The sequence below is a fragment of the Hydrogenophaga sp. 5NK40-0174 genome, from assembly GCF_040372165.1.
Classification (GTDB): domain Bacteria; phylum Pseudomonadota; class Gammaproteobacteria; order Burkholderiales; family Burkholderiaceae_C; genus Hydrogenophaga.
This window is the reverse complement of record NZ_BAABWG010000007.1, coordinates 25211-51566: the sequence shown is the minus strand read 5'-3', so window position 1 is coordinate 51566 and position 26356 is coordinate 25211. Positions and strand designations below refer to the sequence as shown.

Below are 26356 nucleotides of genomic sequence, written 5' to 3'. Positions count from 1 at the left end.
CTGCACCGTCCAGCCCATGGGGGCTGCTCGCTGCCAGTCGACCATTCATGCAAGACCAATACGATCACAAGGCGGTTGAACAGGCCGCCCAAGCCCACTGGAACGCGCGCGACGCCTATCGTGTGACGGAAGAAGAGGGCAAGAAGAAGTTCTATGCCTGCTCCATGCTGCCGTACCCCAGCGGCAAGCTGCACATGGGCCACGTGCGCAACTACACCATCAACGACATGCTCACGCGCCAGCTGCGCATGAACGGTTACAACGTGCTCATGCCCATGGGCTGGGATGCGTTCGGCCTGCCGGCCGAGAACGCCGCGTTGAAGAACGGCGTGCCGCCGGCCAAGTGGACGTACGAGAACATCGACTACATGAAGCGCCAGATGCAGGCCATGGGTCTGGCCATCGACTGGTCGCGCGAGGTCGCCACCTGCTCCCCTGAATACTACAGGTGGAACCAGTGGCTGTTCATCAAGATGCTGGAAAAAGGCATTGCCTACCGCAAGACCCAGGTCGTGAACTGGGACCCGGTGGACCAGACCGTGCTGGCCAACGAGCAGGTGATCGATGGCCGAGGCTGGCGCACCGGTGCGCTGGTGGAAAAACGCGAAATCCCGGGCTACTACCTGAACATCACGGCCTACGCCGACGAACTGCTTGACCACGTTCAAGTCGGCAACGACAAGGCATCGCTGGACGGCTGGCCGGACAAGGTTCGCCTGATGCAGGAGAACTGGATCGGCAAGAGCGAAGGTGTGCGCTTTGCGTTCACGCACGAGATCAAGGGCGCTGACGGCGCACTGATCGGCGATGGCCGCATGTACGTGTTCACCACGCGTGCCGACACCATCATGGGCGTGACCTTCTGCGCGGTGGCGCCAGAGCACCCGATCGCCATGCAGGCGGCGGCGGGCAACGCCAAGCTGGCCGCCTTCATCGAAGAATGCAAACAGGGCGGCACCACCGAGGCCGAACTGGCCACCCAGGAAAAGCTGGGTATGCCCACGGGCATGTTCGTCACGCATCCGCTCACCGGCGCGCAGGTCGAGGTCTGGGTCGGCAACTATGTGCTGATGAGCTACGGCGACGGCGCTGTGATGGGCGTGCCCGCGCACGACGAGCGCGATTTCGCGTTCGCGCTCAAGTACGGCATTGCAATCAAGCAGGTGGTGGCTGTAGAAGGCGAGACCTTCTCCGACACCGCCTGGGCCGAGTGGTATGCCGACAAACAGCGCGGTGTGTGCATCAACTCCGGTGAGCTCGATGGTCTGGGCCTCAAGACGGCCGTGGACAAAGTGGCTGCCACCTTGGGCGACAAGGGCCTGGGCGAGAAGAAAACCACTTACCGTCTGCGCGACTGGGGCATCAGCCGCCAGCGCTACTGGGGCACGCCAATCCCGATCATCCATTGCGAGGCCTGCGGCCCGGTGCCGGTGCCCGAGAAGGACTTGCCGGTGCGCCTGCCGGAAGACCTGGTGCCAGACGGCAGTGGCAACCCGCTGAACAAGTGCGAGGCATTCCTGCAGGTGGATTGCCCGTGCTGCGGCAAACCCGCCCGGCGCGAGACCGACACCATGGACACCTTCGTGGATTCGTCCTGGTATTTCATGCGCTATTGCGACCCGACCAACGCAGATGCCATGGTCGCCGGTGGTGCGGACTACTGGATGCCGATGGATCAGTACATCGGCGGTATCGAGCACGCCATCCTGCACCTGTTGTACGCGCGCTTCTGGACCAAGGTCATGCGTGACATGGGCCTGGTGAAAGTGGACGAACCTTTCACCAAGCTGCTGACGCAGGGCATGGTGCTCAATCACATCTACTCTCGTCGGACCGACAAGGGCGCCAAAGAGTATTTCTGGCCGCATGACGTGGAGCACGTGCTCGACGATGGCGGCAAGATCGTGGGTGCCAAGCTCAAGAACGCGGTCGGCGATCTGCCGGCGGGCACCGAAATCGACTACGAGGGCGTGGGCACCATGTCCAAGTCCAAGAACAACGGGGTCGATCCGCAGGAGTTGATCGAGAAGTACGGTGCTGATACCGCCCGTCTTTACACCATGTTCACGGCGCCACCTGAGGCCACCCTGGAGTGGAACGATGCGGCCGTGGAAGGCAGCTACCGCTTCCTGCGCCGCGTGTGGAACTTCGGCGCCAAACTCTCGGAAATGGGTGTCTCGGGCGCGCATGCCGCTGCCGTGGGCGGTGCAGCGCAGTCGAAGTCGGCGAAGGCCTTGCGCCTGGAGATGCACACCGTGCTCAAGCAGGTGGATTACGACTACCAGCGCATGCAGTACAACACCGTCGTCTCCGGCGCGATGAAGATGCTCAATGCGCTCGAAGCCTGCGAGGCTGACGGCAGCGATGGTGACAAGGCTGCGCTGGCCGAATGTTTTGGCATCCTGCTGCGCTGCCTGTACCCGGCCACGCCGCACCTGAGCCATGGGCTCTGGGCTGAACTGGGCTATGCGCAAGTGAGCGAGGATTTGCTGGATGCGGCCTGGCCACAGGTGGATGAGAAGGCACTTGAGCGCGATGAGATCGAACTGGTCTTGCAGATCAACGGCAAGCACCGCGGCAGCGTGGTCGTGCCCGCTGGTGCTGACAAAGCCGCCATCGAAGCGGCTGCGCTGGCAACAGAGGCCTTCGAGAAGTTTGCCAACGGCGCAGCACCCAAGAAAGTCATTGTGGTGCCCGGCCGCCTGGTCAACGTGGTGGTATAAAAAAGGACGCTGTGGCCCGGCTTGCCGGGCCCCGTGAGCAAACATGAGCCTGGCAGAAAACATGACCCAACGACGCCTCCCCCTTTCTTCCCGCCGTGCCTGGCTGGCTGCTGCCGGCGCCTTGCCCATGGCGGCTGTCCTCAGTGGCTGTGGGTTCACGCTGCGCAAGGCGCCCAAGTTCGCTTTTGAGCGAATTCGGTTTGACGGCAACTGGGGTGCCCCGGTGTCTCGCGAACTGCAGAATGCATTGCGATCGGCCGGCCTGAGTGTCATCGGGGCCAATGCGCCCGCAGAGCAGCAACGTCAGGCGCAGGTGGTTCTGAATGTTCTGACCGACCAGCGAGAGCGGGCCGTGGTGGGGCAAACCGCCACGGGGCAGGTGCGAGAGCTTCAGCTGCGCACCCGGTTCCGCTTTGGTCTCAAAGCTCTTAACGGCCGGGTTTTGCTCGATGACGCTGAAATCGTGCTCGAGCGCGACATCAGCTTCAGCGAGACGGCTGCACTGGCCAAGGCCGCCGAAGAAGAGTCGATGTTCGAAGACATGCAGGGCGACATCGTCCAGCAGGTGATGCGCCGTCTGGCGGCGGTCAAGTCGATCTGAGCACCGGCAGACCATGCAGGTTCAAGCGGGACAGCTCGACGCACATCTGCAAAAAGGCCTCAAGGGCCTGTATACCTTGCATGGGGACGAGCCGCTGCTGATCCAGGAAGCGGGTGACACGATTCGCGCCGTGGCCAGATCGCAGGGGTTCACCGAACGCACCGTGCACACAGTGGGTGGCCAGCACTACGACTGGAGTGAGGTGCTGGCCAGTGGTGGTTCTCTGAGCCTGTTTGCCGACAAGCAGATCATCGAAATCCGCATTCCCACAGGCAAGCCCGGACGCGAAGGCTCGCAGGTACTGCAGCAGGTGGCCGAACAGGCCGCCGACAGCGACAGCACGCTCACGCTGGTGGTGCTGCCGCGGCTTGACGGGCAAACACAAAAAGGTGCCTGGTTCAAGGCGCTGGACAGTTTTGGCGTGACCGTCAGGATGGATTCCGTCGACCGGACCGGCTTGCCCCAGTGGATCGCACAGCGATTGCAGGCGCAGGGGCAGAACGTCAAGTCCGGTGAAGAGGGTCAGCGCACCTTGCGTTTTTTTGCCGACAGGGTCGAAGGCAACCTGCTGGCCGCCCATCAGGAAATCCAGAAGCTGGGCTTGTTGTATCCGGCAGGGGAGCTGTCATACGAGCAGGTGGAAAAGGCTGTTCTGAACGTGGCGCGCTACACGCCGTTCAAGCTGGCCGAAGCCGTGCTCGGCGGCCAGATCGTTCGGGTCCAGCGCATGCTCGACGGCTTGCAAGCTGAAGGCGAAGCACCGGTCCTCGTGCACTGGGCGCTCTCGGAAGACATCCGGACACTGCACCGTATTCGCACGGCGATGGATGCGGGGCGGCCAATGCCCATGGCGCTTCGGGAGAACCGGGTGTGGGGCATGCGCGAGAAGCTCATGGAGCGTGTGCTCCCGGTTCTGGGCAGCAACATGCTCGGCCGCTGGCTCGATGATGCCCACACGGTGGACGGCATTGTGAAGGGCCTCAAGGCCCAGGGCTGGCCGGGAGACCCCTGGGCGGCACTGGCCCAGATGGCGATGCGCGTGACGCGGGCCTGCTCACAGCGCTGACAGGTCAGCCGAATGAGGGCATGTCCGGCTTGGCCACTGGTTTGCCTGCCGCTATCCAGGCGTCATAACCACCTGCGATGCTCTTGACATTGAGGTAACCCATTTCCTTCATGGCAGCAGCGGCCAGAGCCGCACGGCCACTGGTCTTGCAATACAGCACCACTTTGAGGTCTCGTGCCGAGAGCGCCGGATTGCTGCTGAGCTTGAACTCCAGCATGCCCCGCGACGCATGGATGGCTCCCGGCAGGTGGCCAGCGGCGAATTCGTCGCCTTCGCGCACATCGATGAGCACGTCGGCATCCTTGATGGCCGCCTCTGCCTGATCAACCGGAATTTCTGTGATGCTGGCTTTGGCTGCTGCCACGAGGTCAAGGGCGGATTTCATCCGGTACTCCTGCAAGGTGATATTGGAAAGACAAAGAGAGACAGTGCATATTACCCCCAGTATGGTTCGGGGTGGGGCTGACGTGCTCGGACACGGCCTGTTCCGGTGTGCAGTACATGCCGCCGGGGGAAAAAGGGGTTCGGGGGCGGTTTCTTGTGGCTTGGGTGCTGGGGTGAGAAAATGCGTTCATGAATGCAACCAATACGCTTGAACTCATGAACACCCTGGGCCAGCAGGCCAAGGTGGCCTCGGCCCTGATGGCCAAGGCCAGCGCTGCCCGCAAGGCGGCAGTGCTTCGTCGCCTGGCCGCGTTGCTGCGCGAGCAAGTGGAGCCCTTGCAGGTCGAGAACGCGAAGGATCTGGAGCGTGCCCGCTCCAATGGCCTGGCCGAACCCATGGTGGACCGGCTCAAGCTCACGCCCAAGGTGATCGAGACCTGTGCGCAAGGCTGCGAGCAGCTTGCCGCCATGGCAGACATCATTGGTGAAATTCTGGGGATGAAGCAGATGCCCAGCGGCATTCGCGTCGGGCAGATGCGAGTGCCCATCGGGGTGTTTGGCATGGTGTACGAAAGCCGTCCCAACGTGACCATCGAGGCGGCCAGCCTGTCGATCAAGAGTGGCAATGCCTGCATCTTGCGCGGTGGCTCGGAAGCGATCGACTCCAACCGTGCCCTGGCCAAGCTGGTGCAGCAAGCCTTGATCGAGAACGATCTGCCTGCCGATGCAGTGCAACTGGTCCCGACCACTGATCGCGCTGCGGTGGGGCATTTGATCGCCATGCCCCAGTATGTGGACGTGATCATTCCCCGCGGGGGCAAGGGCCTGATCGAGCGCATCAGCGCCGAGGCCAAGGTGCCCGTCATCAAGCATCTCGATGGCAATTGCCACACCTATGTGGACGATCCGTGTGATATCGACATGGCGGTCAAACTGGCCGACAACGCCAAGACCCAGAAGTACAGCCCTTGCAATGCCACCGAAGGCCTGCTGGTGGCCAAAGGCGTGGCGCAGGCGTTCCTCCCCCGGATCGCCGAGGTCTATGCTGCCAAGGGAGTGGAAATGCGCGCCTGTCCGGCGGCCAAAATCTTGCTGGCCAAGGCCAGCGGCGCCAAGGTGATCGACGCGACCGAGCAGGACTGGTCGGAGGAGTATCTTGCACCGGTGATCAGTGTGAAGGTGGTGGATGGACTGGATGAGGCCATCGCCCACATCAACCGCTATGGCAGCCACCATACCGATGCCATCGTGACCACCAATCATGTCCACGCTCAGCGCTTTCTGCGCGAAGTGGATTCGGCCAGTGTCATGATCAATGCCAGCACCCGTTTTGCAGACGGCTTTGAATACGGTCTGGGCGCCGAGATCGGCATCTCCACCGACAAGTTCCACGCACGAGGTCCGGTTGGCGTGGAAGGACTCACTTCTCTCAAGTACGTCGTGCTCGGAGAAGGCGAAATCCGCAGCTGACGCAGGCCTGACAGTGTGCTTGTTTCCCGGGGTTTCGGCCTCAAGTACCTCGTCTGGTACTCGCTGCTCGCGCTTCGCCAGGCGCGAGCATTCGTTTCATCCCGCTAAAGGCCCACATGGTTCCCCACCTCGTTACTGCTCTGGACGGCCCCATCAATGAGCTGGAGCAAAGGATCCTCGAGTCCACGCCCGTGATCGAGCGCTGGTTCCGCCTGGAATGGATGGAACACACGCCACCGTTCTACTCGTCGGTAGATGTGCGTAATGCCGGCTTCAAGCTGGTGCCGGTCGATACCAATCTGTTCCCGGATGGGTGGCACAACCTGACACCCGAGATGCTGCCGCTGGCAGTACAGGCCGCCATGGCCGCGATCGAGAAGATCTGCCCGGAAGCCAAGAACCTGCTGCTGATCCCGGACAATGCCAGCGATCAGGAGCATTTGCGCAATCTGTTGCAGCTGCAGCGCATCTTCTATCAGGCGGGCCTGACCGTGCGCCTGGGCTCGCTTTCCAACGAGGTGAATGAGCCCACCACGGTGACGCTTGACGGTGGTGAGAAGGTGACGCTGGAGCCACTGGTGCGCACGCGCCGGCGACTGGGACTCAAGCATTTTGACCCCTGCACCATCTTGCTCAACAACGATCTGAGTGCGGGCGTCCCGGGCATCGTGGAAGACCTCTACGAGCAATACCTCTTGCCGCCGTTGCACGCCGGATGGGGTACGCGGCGCAAACGCAACCACTTCAAGGCATACGAGGAAGTCTCCAAACGCTTTGGCAAACTGCTGGGCATGGATCCCTGGTTGATCAATCCCATGTTCAACAGCTGCGGAGAAGTGGACTTCTCGCAGGATCAGGGGCTTGAATGCCTGCGCAGCAATACGGATGCCTTGCTGGGCAAGATTCGCCGGAAGTACAAGGAGTACGGCATCAACGAGAAGCCGTTCGTGGCCATCAAGGCCGACAACGGTACTGGCGGCCTGGGTGTGATGATGGTGCGCGATGCCAAGGACATTGACCGGATCAGTCCTGCGGTGCGCAAACGCATGGCGACGGTTCAGGCTGGGCAGTCCGTCGGCGAAGTCATCATTCAGGAAGGCGTGCTCACGCAGGAGCGCATCGAAAACCAGGTGGCCGAACCCGTGGTGTACATGATGGACCGCTACGTGGTGGGCGGGTTTTATCGCGTCAATGGAGAAGCCGGGGCAGACGAGAACCTCAACACGCCTGCGGCGCGCAGTGTGCCTCTGGCTTTCGAGCAAGGTGCGCAATTGCCCCAGCCGGGATTGCAGCCCGGGGAGAGCCTGCCCAACCGCTTCTACATGTATGGTGTCATTGGTCGCCTGGCGATGCTGGCGGCCAGCTACGAACTGGAAGCCACGGACCCCGAAGCCGAAAACTACGACTGAAAGACCCTTCCCGCGTCGCCGGAGGGGCTTGATATCCGGTCATATTGCAGCGCACAATGAGCGCCCCGATATGTCTGCCAGGACGTGATCCTGGCCAACGCTGCGGTGAATCACCCTCAGAAGCACAGTGCAAGCACCTCGTCGATCGCCACCTTGACGCTGGGGGCCATCGGCATCGTCTACGGTGATATTGGCACCAGTGTTCTGTATGCCGTCAAAGAGGTGTTCGGGTCCGGTCATGTGCCCTTCACCCATGCGAATGTGTATGGGGTGCTGTCCATTGTCTTCTGGACGCTGACGGTCATCGTTTCCCTGAAATACGTGACCCTGGTGCTCAGGGCGGACAATGAGGGTGAAGGTGGCTTGATCGCCATGCTGGCGCTGGCCTCCCAGGCGGTCAAAGACAAACCCAGAACGCGGCAGTGGCTTCTGGCGGTCGGCATCTTCGGCACCTCTCTGTTCTATGGTGACGGGGTGATCACGCCAGCCATATCCGTGCTGTCGGCTGTGGAGGGCTTGGTGGTGGTTTCTCCAGCTTTTCAACGTTGGGTGCTGCCACTGACCTTGTTGATCCTCTTTGCGCTGTTCGCTGTCCAGAAGCGGGGCACTGGCGGCATCGGGCGCTTCTTTGGCCCGATCACGACTGTGTGGTTCGTGGCCATTGCACTGCTGGGCATCTACCATATTGCCGGGCATCCGGAAATTCTGGAAGCGCTCAGCCCACATCACGCCGTGCGCTTCATCTGGCTGCAGCCTGGCGTGAGTTTCATCATCCTGGGCGCGGTGGTGCTGTGTGTGACCGGAGGAGAGGCGCTCTACGCGGACATGGGCCATTTTGGCAAACGCCCTATCCGGCTGGCATGGTTCACTTTGGTCATGCCTTGTCTGACGCTGAACTACTTTGGTCAGGGCGCGCTGCTGCTGGATGATCCGACGGCAGTGGCCAACCCGTTTTTCAACATGGCGCCAGCCTGGCTGCAATTGCCTTTGGTGGTGCTGGCCACCATGGCCACCGTGATTGCCTCGCAAGCGTTGATATCGGGTGCGTTCAGCGTCACCAAACAAGTCATTCAGCTGGGCTATCTGCCTCGCTTGCAGATCAAGCACACCAGCGTGAAGGACACGGGTCAGATCTACTTGCCGCTGGTCAATTGGGGGTTGTTTGTGGCGGTGGTGCTGGCCGTGGGCATGTTCAAGTCCTCATCCAATCTGGCATCGGCCTACGGCATTGCCGTCACGCTGGACATGTTGATCACCACCGTGCTCACCTTCTTTGTGATCCGCTACCGTTGGCACTATCCGTGGCTGTTGTGTGTCCTGGCCACCGGCTGGTTCTTCCTGGTTGACCTGGCCTTCTTCGGTTCCAACCTGCTCAAGCTCTTCGATGGCGGCTGGTTTCCACTGGTCATTGGAGCGGCGGTTTTCACGCTGATGATGACCTGGAAGCGCGGCAGGGACCTGCTGGCCGCGAAGCAGCAGGCTGAAGCCATCGAGCTGGACGCTTTCCTTGCGGCGGTCTTTCTTGACCCGCCCAAACGGGTCGCTGGCACGGCTGTGTTTCTTTCGCCCGAGACAGGCATGGTGCCCAATGCACTGCTGCACAACCTCAAGCACAACAAGGTCCTGCATGAGCAAATCCTGTTTGTCACTGTGCGCAACCATCCTGTGCCCTGGATCGGGCTGGGCCGGCGGATTGAAATCACCCCACTTGGCCACGACTGCTGGCAAGTGGTGGTGCACTACGGATTCAAAAACGACCCCGACCTCCCGCTGGCGCTGAGCACGATCCAAGGGAGAGGTGTGGCGCTCGACCCCATGACCACGAGCTACTTTCTTTCACGCGATGTTGTGGTCCCGACGACTGGCGAGGGCATGGCACCCTGGCGAGAGAAGCTGTTTGCGCAAATGCACCATAACGCAGGGGCTGCGGCCGAGTTCCTCAATTTGCCGAGCAACGCCGTCATCGAACTGGGTTCCAAACTCGAGATCTGATCGGGGGATACGAAGTTTGGGCACAATGGCTGAGTGCTCTTGTCTGTGTACCTGAGCCGCATCTCCTCTGAATGCAAGAAAGCCCACGATTCATGAACATCCTGTTCGTTGCAGACCCCCTCGATACTTTCAAGATCTACAAGGACAGCACGTTTGCGATGATGTCCGAGTTGCAGCGGCGAGGCCATTCGGTGGCCGCGGCGCTGGTGGAGGATATTTCCTGGCGCAGTGGGGGAGAAGTCATGGCGCAGGTGCGTCATATTCGCCTCACGGGAGACACTCAGCGTTGGTATGACCTCGTGAGTGAGGAGATTCTGCCCTTGCACCAGTTCGATGCCGTGCTGATGCGCAAGGACCCGCCTTTCGACAGCGAGTATTTCTACGCGACGCACCTGCTTCAGCAAGCCGAGCGTGAGGGTGCCAAGGTGTTCAACAGTCCGCAAGCCTTGCGAGAGCACCCTGAAAAGCTGGCCCTGATGGAGTTTGGTGGCTACGCGCCTCCGACGCTTGTGACGCGTTCGGCCGCTGCGCTCAAGGCCTTTCATGCCGAGCATGGCGACATCATTCTCAAGCCCCTCGATGGCATGGGCGGCATGGGCATCTTCCGCGTCGGCTCCAACGGGATGAATCTGGGCTCCATCGTCGAAACCCTCAACCAGGGTGGCCAGTCGAGCGTCATGGTGCAGGCCTATCTGCCGGAGATCGAAAAGGGCGACAAGAGAATCCTCGTCATCAATGGCGAAGCAGCACCCTTCTGTCTGGCCCGCATACCCCAGGGTAATGAGGTGCGGGGCAACCTGGCCGCAGGCGGCAAAGGCGTTGCCCAGCCTCTGAGTGAAAGCGACTGGGCCATTGCGAGAGCGCTTGGGCCGGTTCTGGCATCGCGAGGCTTGTTGCTCGTGGGCCTGGACGTCATCGGAGACAAGGTGACGGAGATCAACGTGACCAGCCCCACCTGTTTTCAGGAGATCACGGATCAGACCGGCTTCGATGTGCCGGCCATGTTTGTTGACGCACTCGAGAAGTCACTGACGCATTGAGAAAAGAGTATTAGTTGGTGTGACATGTACCGCTTTTGAGCACACTTGTGTCAGTGTGACGTAATGCCGAATACATGAATTGCAGGCCATAAACGGCTGAGAAGTGTGACAAACGGGTGAGTCTCGGGAGCAAACCCTGATTGTTTCAACTTGTGAGCAGACGCAGAATCGCGCTGTGTTCCACTCCCCAAGAAGGAGACCGGAGTACTTTTGGATGCATTACCTGCGAGCTGCCCATGACCGACGAACTCACTCTCACATCTGCAGTTTTCACCAAGACCGCTGAAGGTCAGCAAGAGATCCAGAAACGCGCACTGGGACTCTCGCCCCTGGTTCGCCGCGTGCTGGTGCTGATTGACGGCCAGCGCTCCGGCGAGGAGCTGGCGGCGTTTGTGGGCGATGCCGACATCGAAGCCATTCTTCGCGAACTGCTCGACAAGCATTGTGTGGAAGGCAAGGCTGTGGCCCGCAAGGCTGCGCCTGCCGCAGCGCCGGCCTCAGCAGACAAGGGAGATGCCACTGACTCACTGGCGTCCCTGCCTCCTGCGTCCGCCCGTTCAGCCAACGAGAACGAGATGGCGCGCAACTTCATGATCAATACGGTCAACACGATTTTTGGTCAGAACGCGCGTCTGACCCTGATCGAGACCATTGCCAGGGCGGAAGGTACCGATGGACTTCGCATGGCATTTCTTTCCTGGCAGACATCCATGGAAGGCGACAGGGCAGGTGCGCGCCGCTTGCCTGAGTTGCGGGAGAAACTGTTCAAGGTGCTGTAGGCGAAGGATCGACCGGCCGAGCAGGGATGGGGGGCGGCAGCCCTTCAACTGGCACCACCAGGCCATCGACGAACAGCTTCAGTTCACCGGACTGAAACGGCGTCCATTCTTCATCATGGGTGAGCGGCTGCGTGACAATGACAGCTGCACGATCTCCCGGCTGGTTCAGCTCGGCAAAATTCACAGTCATTTCCTGGTCTTTCAAGGTCGCCCTGGCGAACGGGTGCTGGCGAATCAGGTAGTGAAGGTGCGTGCTGCAGTGTGCCCACATGGCGTCGCCGTTGGAAATGAGCATGTTGGCCGTGCCATGGGTTGCAATCTGAGGAATCAGTTCGGCGAGCGTGCGGGTCAGCTCTTCGATGCTGGGGAGACCGGCATGTGACTTGGCCAGTTCTTGCATCAACCAGCAAAAGGCGCGCTCGCTGTCGGTTGTGCCCACGGGACGATAGGCTGCGTGCAGGAGGGGGTCGTAGTCATGCAGGTCACCGTTGTGCGCGAAGACCCAGTGTCGGCCCCACAACTCACGTGTAAATGGGTGTGCGTTCTCCAGGCAGACGTCTCCGTAGGTGGCCTTGCGCACATGGGCAACGATGTTCTTGCTCTTGAGCGGGTAGGTGCGCAGGTATTCGGCCATGCGTGACTCTGCAGCGCTCTCATGGTCAACAAACAGCCGAAGCCCCTTGCCCTCGAAGAAAGCAATGCCCCAGCCATCTGCGTGGTGGTCTGTCTTGCCGCCACGCTGGCGAAAGCCCGTGAAGCTGAATGAGGCATCGGTGGGCGTGGCGCAGTTGAGTCCGAGAAGTTGGCACATGGGCGTTGCAAGAGGGTGAGATCGAAGCCGGCGGTTCAGGATGCTGAAGGTGACTCGTGTCCTGCGTTGGCCTTCATGCGCCTGGCCGCCATCAGGGCGACCGCACACAGAGCGGCAAGCATCAGAAACGTTTCATTGAAAGCGTCAATGCGGCCATCATCCGCGATGCCGCTTCCAGCTTCCAGTGTCGCACCATGTGCGGCGACACGCCACTCCAGCACGATGCCGCACAAGCTCACCCCCGCCGCTCCGCCCAATGTGCGCAAGAAATTGATGGCGCTCGAGCCTTGGGGAATGAAGGCCGGGCTGAGGCCTCGCATGGAGCCCAGATTGAGGGACGGCAGGATGAAACCCAACCCGATGCGCCCCACCACCGCACAGAACAGCAATGCTGGCACCGTGCGGGACGCCGGTTGATGGCCAACATACGTCATCCACCAGAACGACAGGGCCAGCAACAGCAGCCCAATGCTCACCAGGCGGTGGGCGGGCTGCTTGTCGGCCATGCGCCCCACGACCGCAATGGTCCCGGCCAGCAGCAAGCCTGCAGGCAGCAGCACCGTGCCCACATAGGCTGCCGAGAGGTGAAGACCCATTTGCAGAAAGACAGGCACAAGGTAGGTTGAGCCGAACAAGGCGGTGCCATATATGAAGGCCACGATGCTGCCGGAGGCAAATCGTTTGTCGGCAAAAAGGGCGAGGTTGAGCAAAGGGCCTGTGTCCTCTCCCCTGGCCTGTCGCTGGCCGAGATGACGTTGCCATCTCACAAAGACACCGAGGAACATCAATGCGGCCAGGATGAGTCCGAGCGCCACTGGCAGGGTTCCGCCCTGCAACTGCACCAGACCGTTGAGCAGACACAGGGTTCCGATGCCGGCCGTGATCATGCCGCGCCAATCCAGACTGCGCGTGTTGGCACCTGCCGGACTGTCGTCAGGCGCCGTGACCGGTACATAGCGGTTGGCCAACCACAACGCAGCGACGCAAAAGGGAACGACCATGAAGAAAATGGAACGCCAGCCGAACAGCTCGACCAGCAAGCCGCCCACGCTGGGTCCGAGCGCTGGCGCCAGCACCACGCCCATGCCGAAGATGCCACTGGCACGTCCTTGCTGGTTGGACTCGAACGCGCGAAGAATGATGATGGGCGGGATGGGTTGCAGCACACCAGCGGCCAGCCCCTCGGCAATACGGGCAGCCAGCACCAGCGTGTAGTTGTCGGCCAGACCGCCACCGATGCCGCCGGCCATGAGCAGCAGGACACAACTGGTGTAGATGCGTCGGTAGCCAAAGCGTTCGAGCAGCCAGGGGGTGGCCAGCATGGAGACGGTCATGGCGGCCATGAAACCTGAGGTGGCCCACTGCGCGCGTTCCTGGCCCAGGGAAAAGAAGCGGCTCATGTCCGGAATGGCCACGTTGATGATGGTCGAGGACATGACCGAAGCCATGGTGCCGATCATCACCGAGAGCAACAGCAGCCACCGGTAGCGTCGTCCGAAGCGCTGCTGCAGCGCCTGCATGGATTGGGCCGCGGCTTGCCCGCCTTCCCTCATCGGAATCAGCCTTTGTTGTTTCGGGCCATGCGAACCAGTCTGATGCCTAGCAGCACCAGTGGCGTGGTGTGCAGGAACAGGTCAAAGATGTCGATGGGGCGCACCAGCGTGCCCTCGGTCAACATGCGCCATTTCTCGATCAGGTGAGGTTCAGGCGTGATCGGCGCCACTGCGAGCCAAAGCGCGATGATGAGCAGCCCTGCAAGTGGTATTCGGTCCAGCCACTTCATGGTGCTTCCTTGTCATTGTGTTGGGTGGTAAGGGTGCCTGTGCCTGCGCAATTTGCACAGACACAGGCGCGACCTTTGGCCGCTGGCGGCACGCGATCGAGCAGTGCTTCTGAAAAAACAGCCTCCTCACACCAGCAAGGCGTTGCACAGGCGGGCGTGGCAGTGCCTGCGCCTTGGCATGCCATCGCGCATGCATTGGGCTCGCCGCACAGGGGGCATCGTGACGGGTCGAGAAATGGCTGGGACGAAGAGGGTGTCATGGGGCACTCGCAAGCATCAGTGTATCGGGCTTGCCTGCCTGTGATAAAAGCAGGGGAATTCCTCATATCCCACTCTGCTTCTTCTCGTTTTGTCTGCCTTTCAACGCCTTGTTCTTTGCAGTCTTTGCGCCTGGCTCCCCCTGCTGGCGCTGGCACAGAACGCCGCCAGCCGTCAGGAGCCTGGTGCCCACGGGGTGCCCGATACCCTTGAGCAACGCCTCATGGCCTGTACCCTTTGTCATGGCGAGCAGGGTCGTTCGACCAATGAAGGCTATTTCCCGCGCATCGCCGGAAAACCCGCAGGGTACCTTTACAACCAGTTGCTGCATTTCAAGGAAGGCCGGCGCAACAACCCTGGCATGACCTCCTTGCTGGACCACCTGGGGGAGGATTACCTTCGCGACATCGCGGGCTATTTTGGGGGGCTTGATTTGCCGTACCCCCCGCCACAAACGCCTGTGGCCAGCGCGCAGGAGCTTGACCATGGCCGAGCCCTGGTCCGAGAAGGTGACCCCTCGCGAGAGCTGCCGGCATGCGCCGCCTGTCATGGCGAGGCGCTCACAGGGCGTCAGCCTGACATACCGGGTTTGCTTGGGCTGCCACGTGACTATTTGCTCGGACAACTGGGGGCGTGGCAGACCGGTTTGCGAAAGGCGTACGCGCCAGACTGCATGGCCCACATCGCCAAAAGGCTGACACCCAGGGACGTGGCTGCCGTCACGTCATGGCTGGCTGCACAGCCCTTGCCCTCCGATACGCATCCGGCAGAGGCACTGACCAAACCATTGCCGCTGCGCTGCGGTGATGGCCAGGCCGGTGGCGCGGACGCCAGCCAGGAGGTACGGCGGTGAGCATCAAGCAGAAGCGCTCTCCCTTGCGCGTTGCCCTCGGTGGGCTGTTGTCGGGCATCGGCTTGCTGACTGGCGTGCTGGCCTGGGAGATGAGCGCAAGCGACATGCCCCCAGTGAGTGCTTCTGCAGGGGCGGCTGATGCCAGTGGCGTTGAGCGCGGCGCCTATCTGGCGCGAGCAGGCAATTGCCTGGCGTGTCACACGGCTCGGGGAGGCGTCCCTTACGCGGGCGGTAGAGAGATCACCACACCGTTTGGCACGCTGGTCAGCAGCAATCTCACTGCCGACCCCGATACCGGCCTGGGCACCTGGTCGCAGGACGCTTTCCAGCGGGCAATGCATGAAGGCATTTCTCGCGATGGCCGGCTGCTGTACCCGGCGTTTCCCTATGCCCACATGACGCGCATGAGCGAGGCTGATGTGGCCGATCTCTGGGCATTTGTGCAAACCCTGAAGCCCGTGCACCATGATGCAGGCGAGCATCGGCTGCGCTTTCCCTACAAGCTTCAGGTGTCGTTGGCGCTGTGGCGACTGGTGAATTTCTCGCCCGAACGCCATCAGGCTGATGCAGGACAGTCGCGCGCATTCAACCGGGGCAGCTACCTGGTCAACGGTGTTGCCCATTGCGGTGCCTGTCATACGCCTCGAGATGCCTGGGGTGGTGCGCGCCTGGATGCCAGGCTGAGTGGTGCGACCATGCCAGGCGACAAATGGCTGGCGCCGTCGCTGCTCGACCCTGCAGCAGCTGGGGTGCAGGACTGGCCGGCAGCAGATGTGGTGTCCCTGCTGGCAGGCGGGCAGGCGCATGATGCCGTAGTGATGGGACCCATGGCGGAAGTGGTTTTCAATGGCACCCAGTACCTCGACGAGGCAGATCTTGATGCCATGGCCGAGTACCTCCAGGCACTGCCGCGGCAGCCGACCGAGGCTTTGCCTTTCCTGCTGGCTCCCCAGGACCAGATGGAGATTGGACAAGCGCTCTACGACAAGCACTGTGCGGCCTGCCATGGCGAGACAGGACAGGGTGCGCCGGGGGCCTATCCCGCTCTCGCGGGCAATCGGACAGTGACCATGGCATCTCCCCTGAACCTGTTGCAAGCCATTCTCTCGGGAGGCTTCGCGCCCGCCACGAAAGCACATCCCCGCCCTTACGGCATGCCACCGTTTCGTACCCTTCTCAACGATCGCGAGATAGCCGCCGTGGCGACGTTCCTCAGGCAAAGCTGGGAGCATCAGGCGCGGCCGGTATCGCCCCAGGATGTTCAGGCTGCCCGTTGACGGGCTTTGCAGGACCTATTCGGCAGAGGCGTCCAACCGGGCCAGCAGAGATTCGCCCCAATGCACCGGACCGGTCAGTGTGAGGCAGATGCAAGTCCAGTCACCATCTGCATGGGTGTGTATGTCCAGGTCCCACACGCCCCCTTCTTCCATGGGGCCTCTAGGCCCTGGCGCATCGGACAGCGCTTGCGCTTCAATGCGAAGGGCTTCGAGCCTGGCAGGCTCTACACCATCGGCCCGGACGCTGGCGACAGCCTCCCATGCGCCGGAACCTTCGCCGTCGTCGCTGGCATCGAATACGAAGTACAACAAGCCCATCAGTGTCGGCTTCGGCGCAAGCGGTTCAATTCCTTCCCGATTGCGCCGCTGCACACCTCCTGATTGCGTGCGTATTCCTGTGGTGTGTCGATTTGCCGATGCAGTTGAAGCGTTCCATCCATTTGAGCACGTACCCAGGGCATCCACTCGTCCCTGATGTGCGCGGGGAGCCAGGCTTTGAGTTCTTCGGGCGACCCGTGGATTGGTTGGTCGCCAAAAGCCTCACGCATGGCGAACTCCAACTCCCGGGCCGCTTCATCAAGAGCCCGCTGATTCACCTCCACATGCCTGGTTTCATGTGCTTTGATGTGATTGAAGGCGCAACTGTGCTCGGAGAACTCACTGGCCACAGACACCGTATGGGGATCGAGACTGAGATACACAGTGAACTGGGGCCGCATGCAGGCGGAGATGCGGTTGCCATGAACCATCATCCTGCTGCGGGATTCGATGCGCGTCTCGATGCGCACCTCCGTCAGGCCCACGGTGAACATGTCGGGCTTTTGCATGCGGCGTACAGCGGTGAGCGCTGCGATGCTTCTGTCGTTGCGCAGACGGATCGGGGCGGAATTCGTCTCGACCCGGATGCTGGTGGCGGGCAGCTGTGCTTCGCACATCGCCTGCCACCCTCGAGGCACCGGCTGCAAGTCCCGTGCTGACACGGCGCAGCTCAGAAAAAGGGCCGCAGAGCAGCACAGCGCGCGAATCATCTGGGAAGAACGGTGAATGCGGTACATGACTGCGGGGAGCATACACCTGCCCAAAAAAAGAACCCCGCGCCGGCGGGGTTCCGTGGAATGAACGTCAGGCTCAGCTGGCGGCCTTGACCTTCAGGCGCCATGCGTGAAGCAGGGGCTCGGTGTAGCCGCTGGGTTGCTCGACGCCCTTGAACACCAGGTCAGATGCCGCCTGGTAGGCCATGCTGGTGCCGAAGTTGCCGGCCATGGGCTTGTACAGTGGATCGGATGCGTTCTGCTTGTCCACCTTGGCGGCCATGCGCTCGAAGGTCTCGCGCACTTGCGCTTCGGTCACAACGCCGTGCAGCAGCCAGTTGGCCACGTGCTGGCTGGAGATGCGCAGGGTGGCGCGGTCTTCCATCAGGCCGATGTCGTTGATGTCGGGCACTTTGGAGCAGCCGACACCCTGGTCGACCCAGCGCACCACATAGCCCAGGATGCCCTGGATGTTGTTGTCCAGCTCCTGCTGCTTGTCTGCGTCACTCCAGTTGGGGTTGCCGGAGACAGGCACGGTGAGCAGGCCGGTCAGAAGGTTGTCGCGCTCGGCAGCGACATCGGTTTTTTCCATCTCCTTTTGCACGTCGGAGACCAGCACCTGGTGGTAGTGCAGGCTGTGCAGCGTGGCGCCGGTGGGGCTGGGCACCCAGGCGGTGTTGGCGCCAGCCTTGGGGTGACCGATCTTCTGCTTGAGCATCTCGGCCATCAGGTCGGGCATGGCCCACATGCCTTTGCCGATCTGTGCCTTGCCGCGCAGGCCGCAGGCCAGACCGACCAGCACGTTGTTGCGTTCGTAGCTCTGGATCCAGGCGCTGGTCTTCATATCGCCCTTGCGGATCATCGGGCCCGCTTGCATGGCGGTGTGCATTTCGTCGCCAGTGCGGTCCAGGAAGCCAGTGTTGATGAAGGCCACGCGGCTGGCCGCTGCTGCGATACAGGCTTGCAGGTTGATCGAGGTGCGGCGCTCTTCGTCCATGATGCCCAGCTTCACGGTGGAGTCGGCCAGGCCGAGCACGCGCTCGACGCGGCTGAACAGCTCGGCAGCAAACGCCACTTCCTTGGGGCCGTGCATCTTGGGCTTGACGATGTAGACGCTACCGGTGCGGCTGTTACGGATGCCGCCCGTGGTCAGGCCCTTGAGGTCGTGCAGGGCGATCGTCGTCGTGATGACGGCGTCCATGATGCCTTCCGGAATCTCTTTGCCTTCGGTGCCCCACAGGATGGCCGGGTTGGTCATCAGGTGGCCGACATTGCGCACGAACAGCAGGCTGCGGCCGTGAAGCTTCACTTCGCCTTTGCCGTTCGGGGCGGTGTAGACGCGGTCGCCGTTGAGGCCGCGGGTGAACGTCTGGCCGCCCTTGCTCACGGACTCGGTCAGATCGCCCTTGAGGATGCCCAGCCAGTTGCTGTAGGCCAGCAGCTTGTCTTCGGCGTCCACGGCCGCCACGGAGTCTTCCAGGTCGAGAATGGTCGACAGCGCAGCTTCCACCACCACGTCAGCCACGCCGGCAGCGTCCAGCTGGCCGATGGCGTTGCTGCGATCAATGCGGATGTCGGCGTGCAAACCGTTGTGAACGACCAGAATGCTCGATGGGCTCTTGGCGTCGCCCTGGAAGCCGACGAACTGGGCAGTGTTCTTCAGTCCGACGATTTGGCCACCCTTGACGGCCACACGCAGCTGGCCGTCTTCCACCTGGTAGACGGTGGCGTCTGCGTGCGATGCGCCTTCCAGCGGCGCGATGTCGTCCAGGTATTGGCGGGCAAAAGCCACCACTTTCTCGCCGCGCTTCTCGTTGTAGCCTGGGCCTTTTTCGCAGCCGTCGGCTTCAGGAATCACGTCAGTGCCGTAGAGCGCGTCGTACAGCGAACCCCAGCGGGCGTTGGCGGCGTTCAGTGCGTAACGGGCATTGAGAATCGGCACCACCAGCTGCGGGCCGGCCTGCGTTGCCAGTTCGGCGTCGACGTTGGCAGTGGTAGCTTTCACGCCATCCGGCTGAGGCACCAGGTAGCCGATGGTCTCCAGGAACTTGCGGTAGGCCGCCATGTCCTTGATCGGGCCGGGGTTGGCCTTGTGCCAGGTGTCCAGCTCGGTTTGCAGGCGGTCTCGCTCGGACAGCAGCGCCGCGTTCTTGGGCGCAAGCTCGGCTACGATTTCGTCGAAGCCCTTCCAGAAGTTGTCGCTGGAAACGCCGGTGCCGGGCAGCACGCGCTGCTCGATGAAGTTGTACAGGTCGGTCGCGACCTGCAGGCCGTGAATGGTGGTGCGTTGTTGTGTCATGTCAGTGCTCCATCAACTCGATCAAAAACAAAAAACAAAAAACAAAAAACAAAAAGCGAAAACAAAAAGCTGAAGCCGGATGGGCCAGTGCACGGGCTCAGTCAAAAAAACCCAGCACATCCTTGAGGTTGCGACCCGTGCGCTCTGGCAGGGTGCCAAACTCTTCAAACGGCAGATTCAGGCGGTTGACCCAGAGGGTGCGGAAGCCGAACCAGGTGGCGGCCAGTGCGTCCCAGGCATTGCTGCTCACGAAGACGATCTGGTCGCGGGTGAAACCGGTGGCGGACTCGCCCAGGGCGTAGGCCTCGGGGCAGGTCTTGTACAGGCGGATCGGGTCCACGCTGATAACGTGGTCCAGCACGTCTTCCAGGTGGGCGCTGCGCACCGCAATGCCCAGCATCTCAGGGTCGCCATTGCTGAGAATGCCGGTACGGATGCCTTTGTCCTTGAGCGCCTGCAGCACTGCGCGGTTTTCCGGGAAGGCCGAGAGGTGCCGGTACTGGTTCATCAGGCGCTGCGAGCGCTCGGTGTACTCGCTCCAGCGGTCCCGGGCAGCAGGCTCGATCAGTTTGATGGCGTAGATCAGCGCGCGCTCGGTGAGCTGCCAGAAAGGCTCGTAATGGCGGCCGTGGTCGCTGGTGGTGACCAAGCGGGTGTACTCAATCTGCTTGTCACGCCACACCTGAGCCAGTTTGGCACCCTGACCCGGGAACAATTGCTCCGCCAGCAGTCCAACGCTGTAAACGTCGAACAGCGTGCCATAGGCGTCAAAGAGAACGGCGCGTGGTTTGTCCATGGCTCCACTGTATTCGATACGAAGCTTTGTATTTATCGATCAAATCTCTATTTATTTTTTACTTTTTGGTATGTAATGGGTTTTTTGGGACTCATGTGCGAATCCCGCTTGCCCCCGGTTTTCCTGGTTTGCTCTCCGATCGACTCCAACAAATGTCAGTGCCCGACTCTTCCCTGCTCGTGATCTGTTTGTGTGCCCAATGGTGCGGGACCTGTCGTGACTATCGTCCTTTGCTTCGGAAAATAGAGCGACCGGGGGTGACCCCTGTCTGGGTGGACATCGAAGATCATGACGAAGTGCTGGGCGATCTGGATATCGAGACGTTCCCGACGCTGCTGATGGCGCGCGGTGATGAGGTGGTATTCATGGGGGTGGTCACGCCGCACGCGACCACGCTGGAGCGTCTGGTGGTCGAAGCGCTTGCCGGGGGGCTGAAAGCCGGCACAGACGAAGAAGCACTGGACTTGCTCGAACGGGTGCGGGCGTTCATGTCAGCCGAACAGCACTGGCCGGCATGAACAAGATCAAGCAGCTCGAGACGTTTGTTGCGGTGGCGGGCAAAGGCAGCCTCACGGCGGCGGCCAAGGCTGAAGGCGTGGCACCGGCCATCGTCGGGCGTCGCCTGGATGCGCTGGAAGCGAGGCTGGGTGTCAAGCTGCTGGTGCGCACCACCCGCAGCCTTTCGCTGACCCATGAGGGCAGCGCGTTTCTGGAAGACTGCCAGCGTGTTCTGGCCGACCTGGCCAATGCAGAGGCCAGCGTGAGTGCCGGCGGGGTCAAGGCCACCGGGCACTTGCGCATCACGGCACCTGCCGGGTTTGGTCGCCGTCACGTGGCACCGTTGGTTCCATTGTTCCGCGAGCTCCATCCCGATGTCAGTATCTCGCTCAACCTCAGCGACCGGGTGGTGGATGTCGCCGGCGAAGGGTATGACTGTGCCGTGCGGGTCGGGGATCTGCCGGATTCATCCCTGGTCAGTCTGCGCCTGGCCGACAACCGTCGCCTCTGTGTGGCGACACCGGATTTTCTCGCACGAAATGGTTGTCCCAGGGAACCAGCGGATCTGATCAATTTCCCATGCCTGACGCTTTCGTCAGACGCCTCCCAGACCAGAGGCTGGTCATTTGCCGTGCCGAGGAAGGGTGACCCGGAGGGAAGAGACACGATATTCCTCCGGCCAGGTGGGCCGCTTGATTGCTCGGACGGTCAGGTGCTGCATGAATGGTGTCTGGCCGGCTACGGCATTGCCTGGCGAAGCACCTGGGAGGTGGAGGCCGACATAGCGTCCGGCCGGCTCAAGACGGTGCTCGATGATTTTGCTTCTCCACCGAACGGCATCTACGCCGTTTTTCCTCAGAGGCGACACCTGGCGCTCAGGGTCCGTCTGTGGATCGACTTTCTCAAGCACCGCTACAGCGAACCCGATTTCTGGACATCTTTGCCTTCGTCAACGGGTTAAACTGTCTGCGAATTCGCAGCACGCGCCGGCGCGGTTGCCTTGCGCTCAGACCTGGGCGATGACGGGGAGGCCGTTAGCGCGGTCCAACGGAATGACACGATAGGACAAAAGATGAAACGTTGGTTCGGTATTCTTGGATTGGTGGCGGCTGCTGCAGCGCTGACGGCTTGCGGTGGCTCGGACGATGATGATTCCCTGCCTTCAGCGCAAACGCTTTGCAGCAGTGCAGGTGCGACGGCAAAGGTGTACAACGGTGCATCCTGTGCCGGCTACAGCGGCACGCCTGTGGTGTTTCTTGCCATTGTCCGCAACGGCAGCTATTACGGATGCTCCGGCACGATGCTGACCCCCACACGCGTCCTGACGGCCGCACATTGTGTCGAAGGCGCTGAGCGCATGGCCGTGGCCAAGTTTGGCAGCGACAGCCTCGACGACGCCACCGGCGTGCTGGCAACGGCATGGAAGAGCCACCCGAGCTATGCGCGCTCGTCCACGGGCATCAACTACGACGCCGCCGTCGTTTACCTCTCTGCAGCCATGCCCAACCCCACCATGGGTGTGCTCAAGAGCGCAGAGGCATCGGTGGGCCAGAGTGTCTACATTGCTGGTTGGGGCCAGCCGGACGGCGAGCTGGTGGTGGGTGCTGCGAAGCTCGGCATCGTCACGTCCACCCACCTGGGTTACAAGTACGACGGCGGCTTGAGCAACACCTGTCAGGGCGACTCCGGCGGCCCTCTGTACCGAGTGGTGGACGGCCGTCCAGGCGTGATGGGCATTACCTCGTCAGGTACGGCGCAGAACTGCGGTGACAACGAAACGTCTCTGTATACCAATGCACAGAATGCTTCCATTCTGGCCTTCATCCAGGAAAACGCGCCGGGAATGGCAGTGTATTGAAGTTGACCTGAGACTGGTCAGCTGGTCAGGCTGACCAGCAGCTTGAGGGCGATGCCCCACATCATGGCCGCCACGGCCAGGTCGAGCCAGCGCCAGAAAGCGGGGTGGGTCACACGCTGACCCAGAACGGCGGCTGCCGTTCCCAGCCCCAGAAACCAGATCGCAGAACCTGCTGCTGCGCCAGCACCGAAAACCAGACTCTGGTCGCCTTGCGCAGCAGCAGCCGATCCGATCAATACGGCGGTGTCGACCCAGGCATGGGGATTGAGCAGCGAGAACGCCAGCGCCATGGCCACGGCTTTGCGCGCGCCGCCGGCCATGTTGGCGCTTCGGCTGGCCGCACGGCTCTCTTCGTGTGCCGCATGGTGGCGCCACCGCTGGAAAGCTGTCCAGCCATAGAAGATCAGAAACGCGGCTCCCAGCACCACCAGCCATTGAATCAGGCTGCCTGACATCGCTTCAAGTTGACCGAGCACCAGCACGCCGGCGCCGATCATGAACACATCGGCCAGGGCGCAAACAGCAACCGTGAGCCACAAATGCCGCCGCAGCAGACCGGTGCGCAAGATGTGGGTGTTTTGCGGACCAATGGCCATGATCAGCGACAGGCTGAGCAGCAGCCCTGCGGTGAATGCTGTGGCGACGTGCGACGAAGAAAGCAGGTTCATGATGCCAGTGAAACGGGAAGGAAATACCAGTGGGAAGCGGTGCGCCGATTGTGGTTGGTTCCGGGCATAATTTAAATATGTTTAAACAAAACTAAATTGAGTTCAAAAATACTTAAATGATTGACGTCAAACAGCTCGAAGCGCTCCTGGCTGTCGTCGAACACACTGGTTTCGTGCCCGCGGCCAAGGCTCTTGGCATCAGCGTGGCGGCCGTTTCCCAGCGGGTCAAAGCACTGGAGACGGACATGGGGCAGCGCCTGATCACGCGCGGCAAGCACCAGCGACTGACCGGAGCAGGGCAGGCGCTGCTGGCCCACGCCAGGCAGGTTCGGTGGATGGAGGCCGACCTGCTGGCGCAACTCAAAGGTGACGGTCAGCGCTCGAAACGCCAATGGCAGACGCTGTCCGTGGCCGTCAACGCAGACTCACTGGCCAGCTGGTTCCTGCCGGGTGTGGCAGAGACGGTGCGCTCGCACCGCCTCCTGCTCGATATCCTGATCGACGATCAGGATCACACCCATGCGGCTTTGGAGCACGGCGATGTGGTGGCCTGCGTGAGCACACTCGAGGCCCCGATGAGGGGGTGCCGCGCTGACCCGCTGGGTGTCATGCGCTATGTGGCTGTGGCGTCAGAGGCGGTGGCTGCGCGTTGCCAGGCGGGCAGCGATGCCGAGCGGCTGCATCTGTTGCTGAGGGAGCCAGCCGTCATCTTCAACCGAAAGGACGGCCTGCAGGATGTTTTCCTGTATCAGCGTTTTGGGGTGTCGCAAGCCAGTTATCCCAGACACTTCGCGCCGGCCGTCGATGCGTTTGAGGCGGCCCTGGTACACGGAATGGGCTGGGGAATGGTGCCGGAGGTCCACCTGGCCCAGTGCCCGGGGTTGCAGCCGGTTTATGAGGGCGCCGGCGTGGACGTGGCGCTTTACTGGCATCACTGGGCACAGGAGCCGCTGGCGGCGCGGCATCTGACGGATGCTGTCATGGTTGCCGCCCGGTCCAGTTTGCGCCCGCTACGGGCGTCTGGCGACTGATCGCCGCATACAATCGGTGCCCATGCTGAAGATCAAACAGGAATTGCTGGCCGGGCTCGCGGCCGAGCTGGAAAAACTCTCGCCCGGTGCTGGCGAGAAGGCTGCATTCGAGTCGCCCAAGGTGGCCGCCCACGGCGACTTCGCAGTCACCGCGGCCATGCAACTGGCCAAGCCGCTCAAGGCCAACCCCCGCCAGGTGGGAGAACAACTCCGCACTGCCTTGCTGGCGCAGCCGGTCTACCAGCAGTGGGTGAGCGATATCGATATCGCCGGGCCTGGCTTCATCAACATCCGGCTCAAGCCCGAGGCCAAGCAGCAAATCGTCAGCGAAGTCCTGCACGATGCAGCCGGCTTTGGTGTGCAGCCCTCCAATGGTCACCGCGTGATGGTGGAGTTTGTCTCGGCCAACCCGACCGGCCCCCTTCACGTGGGCCATGGGCGCCAGGCCGCACTGGGCGATGCCATCTGCAACCTGTACGAAACACAGGGCTGGAACGTTTTCCGCGAGTTCTACTACAACGACGCGGGTGTGCAGATCCAGACCCTGGCCAACAGCGTGCAGCTGCGCGTCAAAGGCTTCAAGCCCGGTGACGCTGACTGGCCCGAGGCTGCGTACAACGGCGACTACATCCAGGACATTGCCAACGACTACATGGCCAAGAAGACGGTGCACTCCGATGACCGTGAGTTCACCGCCAGCGGTGACCCGGATGCGCTGGATGACATCCGGATGTTTGCCGTCGCCTATCTGCGCCACGAGCAAGACCTTGACCTCAAGGCCTTCTCCGTCCAGTTCGACAACTACTATCTCGAATCCAGCCTCTACACCAGCGGCAAGGTCGATGCGGCCGTGCAAAAGCTGCGCGATGCCGGTAAGACCTACGAAGAAGAGGGCGCTCTCTGGCTCAAGACCACGGACTACGGTGACGACAAGGACCGGGTCATGCGCAAGGGCGATGGCTCCTACACCTATTTCGTGCCCGACGTGGCGTACCACATCGCCAAATGGGAGCGTGGCTACGAGAAGGCCATCAACATCCAGGGCACCGACCACCACGGCACCATTGCACGCGTGCGCGCTGGTTTGCAAGCAGCCGGTGTGGGTATCGCTCAAGGCTACCCGGACTACGTGCTTCACACCATGGTGCGCGTGATGCGCGGTGGCGAAGAAGTCAAGATCAGCAAACGTGCGGGCAGCTATGTCACCCTGCGAGACCTGATCGAGTGGACCAGCAAGGATGCCGTGCGCTTCTTCCTGCTCTCGCGCAAGCCCGATACTGAATACACCTTCGATGTCGATCTGGCTGTTCAGAAGAACAACGACAACCCGGTCTACTACGTTCAGTACGCACACGCCCGCATCTGCTCGGTGCTGGCGGGTTGGGGCGGTGATGCCGCCACCCTCACGACCGTGGACCTGTCGCCGCTGGACACCCCGGCTGCGCAAGCCCTGATGCTGCAGCTGGCCAAGTACCCCGACATGCTCGCCGGTGCTGCACGTGACTTTGCGCCACACGACGTGACGTTCTACTTGCGTGACCTCGCCGCAGCCTATCACTCCTACTACGACGCCGAACGCATCCTGGTGGAGGACGAAGCGATCAAGCTGGCCCGACTGGCACTGGTCGCGGCCACCGCGCAGGTGTTGCACAATGGTCTGGCTGTGCTGGGCGTGAGTGCGCCCGAGAAAATGTAAGGCAACCCGCTGTCGATAGCGGCTGTCCAACCT

The 26356-nt window shown here is 61.7% G+C and carries 25 protein-coding genes; 15 read left to right on the top strand and 10 right to left on the bottom strand.

The window, feature by feature from the left end; translation table 11 throughout:
* Positions 1-47 precede the first annotated feature (47 nt).
* The 3 genes from leuS to holA all read left to right on the top strand — a co-directional run bounded on the left by leuS (position 48) and on the right by holA (position 4390).
* Positions 48-2723, top strand: coding sequence for a leucine--tRNA ligase (leuS, locus tag ABWV89_RS18230; RefSeq protein WP_353400268.1), 2676 nt, complete (start codon positions 48-50; stop codon positions 2721-2723).
* Positions 2724-2784: 61 nt separating this feature from the next.
* Positions 2785-3324, top strand: a complete 540-nt coding sequence (locus tag ABWV89_RS18225) for an LPS-assembly lipoprotein LptE (RefSeq protein ID WP_353400265.1) — start codon at positions 2785-2787, stop codon at positions 3322-3324.
* Positions 3325-3337: 13 nt separating this feature from the next.
* Complete coding sequence (gene holA / locus ABWV89_RS18220; protein ID WP_353400262.1) at positions 3338-4390, top strand: DNA polymerase III subunit delta; 1053 nt, start codon at positions 3338-3340, stop codon at positions 4388-4390.
* A 4-nt stretch (positions 4391-4394) separates the two neighbouring features.
* Here holA and ABWV89_RS18215 read toward each other — a convergent pair whose 3' ends face one another.
* On the bottom strand, positions 4395-4775 hold the full coding sequence (locus tag ABWV89_RS18215) for a rhodanese-like domain-containing protein (RefSeq protein ID WP_353400259.1): 381 nt from the start codon (positions 4773-4775) through the stop codon (positions 4395-4397).
* Positions 4776-4963: 188 nt separating this feature from the next.
* Between ABWV89_RS18215 and ABWV89_RS18210 the strand changes: the two genes are divergently transcribed.
* The 5 genes from ABWV89_RS18210 to ABWV89_RS18190 all read left to right on the top strand — a co-directional run bounded on the left by ABWV89_RS18210 (position 4964) and on the right by ABWV89_RS18190 (position 11464).
* Complete coding sequence (locus ABWV89_RS18210; RefSeq protein WP_353400256.1) at positions 4964-6244, top strand: glutamate-5-semialdehyde dehydrogenase; 1281 nt, start codon at positions 4964-4966, stop codon at positions 6242-6244.
* A gap of 116 nt (positions 6245-6360) precedes the next feature.
* Complete coding sequence (gene gshA, locus ABWV89_RS18205) at positions 6361-7653, top strand: glutamate--cysteine ligase (protein WP_353400253.1); 1293 nt, start codon at positions 6361-6363, stop codon at positions 7651-7653.
* Between the two features lie 105 nt (positions 7654-7758).
* Entirely contained in the window at positions 7759-9645 is a 1887-nt protein-coding gene (locus ABWV89_RS18200; protein WP_353400251.1) for a potassium transporter Kup, read from the top strand.
* A gap of 92 nt (positions 9646-9737) precedes the next feature.
* Positions 9738-10685 (top strand): glutathione synthase, encoded by a 948-nt coding sequence (gshB, locus tag ABWV89_RS18195; protein ID WP_353400248.1) that lies wholly within the window; start codon positions 9738-9740, stop codon positions 10683-10685.
* Positions 10686-10921: 236 nt separating this feature from the next.
* A complete protein-coding gene (locus ABWV89_RS18190; protein ID WP_353400245.1) occupies positions 10922-11464 on the top strand; it encodes a hypothetical protein in 543 nt (180 codons plus the stop codon).
* Here ABWV89_RS18190 and ABWV89_RS18185 read toward each other — a convergent pair.
* From ABWV89_RS18185 to ABWV89_RS18170, 4 genes are read right to left on the bottom strand one after another with little or no spacing between them, the layout of a single operon-like run.
* Positions 11451-12275, bottom strand: a complete 825-nt coding sequence (locus ABWV89_RS18185) for a class II glutamine amidotransferase (RefSeq protein ID WP_353400243.1) — start codon at positions 12273-12275, stop codon at positions 11451-11453. The genes ABWV89_RS18190 and ABWV89_RS18185 overlap by 14 nt on opposite strands.
* Before the next feature lie 35 nt (positions 12276-12310).
* A complete protein-coding gene (locus ABWV89_RS18180; protein ID WP_353400240.1) occupies positions 12311-13795 on the bottom strand; it encodes an MFS transporter in 1485 nt (494 codons plus the stop codon).
* A gap of 38 nt (positions 13796-13833) precedes the next feature.
* On the bottom strand, positions 13834-14058 hold the full coding sequence (locus tag ABWV89_RS18175; RefSeq protein WP_353400237.1) for a hypothetical protein: 225 nt from the start codon (positions 14056-14058) through the stop codon (positions 13834-13836).
* On the bottom strand, positions 14055-14318 hold the full coding sequence (locus ABWV89_RS18170) for a cysteine-rich CWC family protein (protein ID WP_353400235.1): 264 nt from the start codon (positions 14316-14318) through the stop codon (positions 14055-14057). The genes ABWV89_RS18175 and ABWV89_RS18170 overlap by 4 nt, the downstream gene beginning before the upstream one ends.
* A gap of 194 nt (positions 14319-14512) precedes the next feature.
* On the opposite strand from ABWV89_RS18170, the gene ABWV89_RS18165 reads away from it, so the two are divergent.
* Together ABWV89_RS18165 and ABWV89_RS18160 are read left to right on the top strand one after the other, a co-directional pair.
* Positions 14513-15169, top strand: a complete 657-nt coding sequence (locus ABWV89_RS18165) for a c-type cytochrome (protein WP_353400232.1) — start codon at positions 14513-14515, stop codon at positions 15167-15169.
* Positions 15166-16446: a c-type cytochrome gene (locus ABWV89_RS18160; protein ID WP_353400229.1), complete on the top strand. Its 1281-nt coding sequence runs from the start codon at positions 15166-15168 to the stop codon at positions 16444-16446. The genes ABWV89_RS18165 and ABWV89_RS18160 overlap by 4 nt, the downstream gene beginning before the upstream one ends.
* A gap of 15 nt (positions 16447-16461) precedes the next feature.
* Here the strand turns inward: ABWV89_RS18160 and ABWV89_RS18155 are convergent, their stop codons facing one another.
* From ABWV89_RS18155 to ABWV89_RS18140, 4 genes are all read right to left on the bottom strand, one after another.
* On the bottom strand, positions 16462-16764 hold the full coding sequence (locus ABWV89_RS18155; protein WP_353400227.1) for a hypothetical protein: 303 nt from the start codon (positions 16762-16764) through the stop codon (positions 16462-16464).
* Positions 16764-17426, bottom strand: coding sequence for a hypothetical protein (locus tag ABWV89_RS18150; RefSeq protein ID WP_353400224.1), 663 nt, complete (start codon positions 17424-17426; stop codon positions 16764-16766). Before ABWV89_RS18150 ends, ABWV89_RS18155 begins: the two co-directional genes overlap by 1 nt.
* Before the next feature lie 148 nt (positions 17427-17574).
* A complete protein-coding gene (locus tag ABWV89_RS18145; protein ID WP_353400221.1) occupies positions 17575-19776 on the bottom strand; it encodes a malate synthase G in 2202 nt (733 codons plus the stop codon).
* A 97-nt stretch (positions 19777-19873) separates the two neighbouring features.
* Positions 19874-20572 carry a haloacid dehalogenase type II gene (locus ABWV89_RS18140; protein ID WP_353400218.1) on the bottom strand — a complete coding sequence of 233 codons (699 nt, stop codon included), beginning with the start codon at positions 20570-20572 and terminating at the stop codon, positions 19874-19876.
* Positions 20573-20724: 152 nt separating this feature from the next.
* On the opposite strand from ABWV89_RS18140, the gene ABWV89_RS18135 reads away from it, so the two are divergent.
* The 3 genes from ABWV89_RS18135 to ABWV89_RS18125 all read left to right on the top strand — a co-directional run bounded on the left by ABWV89_RS18135 (position 20725) and on the right by ABWV89_RS18125 (position 22928).
* Positions 20725-21090, top strand: a complete 366-nt coding sequence (locus ABWV89_RS18135) for a thioredoxin family protein (RefSeq protein WP_353400215.1) — start codon at positions 20725-20727, stop codon at positions 21088-21090.
* A complete protein-coding gene (locus ABWV89_RS18130) occupies positions 21087-22031 on the top strand; it encodes a LysR family transcriptional regulator (protein ID WP_353400213.1) in 945 nt (314 codons plus the stop codon). The genes ABWV89_RS18135 and ABWV89_RS18130 overlap by 4 nt, the downstream gene beginning before the upstream one ends.
* Before the next feature lie 111 nt (positions 22032-22142).
* Positions 22143-22928, top strand: a complete 786-nt coding sequence (locus tag ABWV89_RS18125) for a S1 family peptidase (protein WP_353400210.1) — start codon at positions 22143-22145, stop codon at positions 22926-22928.
* Positions 22929-22945: 17 nt separating this feature from the next.
* Here ABWV89_RS18125 and ABWV89_RS18120 read toward each other — a convergent pair whose 3' ends face one another.
* The gene (locus tag ABWV89_RS18120) at positions 22946-23596 is read right to left on the bottom strand and encodes a LysE/ArgO family amino acid transporter (protein WP_353400208.1); all 651 of its coding nucleotides are present in this window, start codon (positions 23594-23596) and stop codon (positions 22946-22948) included.
* A 116-nt stretch (positions 23597-23712) separates the two neighbouring features.
* Here ABWV89_RS18120 and argP point away from each other — a divergent pair, with 116 nt between their 5' ends.
* The gene (gene argP, locus ABWV89_RS18115; protein WP_353400205.1) at positions 23713-24627 is read left to right on the top strand and encodes an HTH-type transcriptional regulator ArgP; all 915 of its coding nucleotides are present in this window, start codon (positions 23713-23715) and stop codon (positions 24625-24627) included.
* A gap of 22 nt (positions 24628-24649) precedes the next feature.
* Entirely contained in the window at positions 24650-26323 is a 1674-nt protein-coding gene (gene argS / locus ABWV89_RS18110; RefSeq protein WP_353400202.1) for an arginine--tRNA ligase, read from the top strand.
* The last annotated feature ends 33 nt before the right edge of the window (positions 26324-26356 follow it).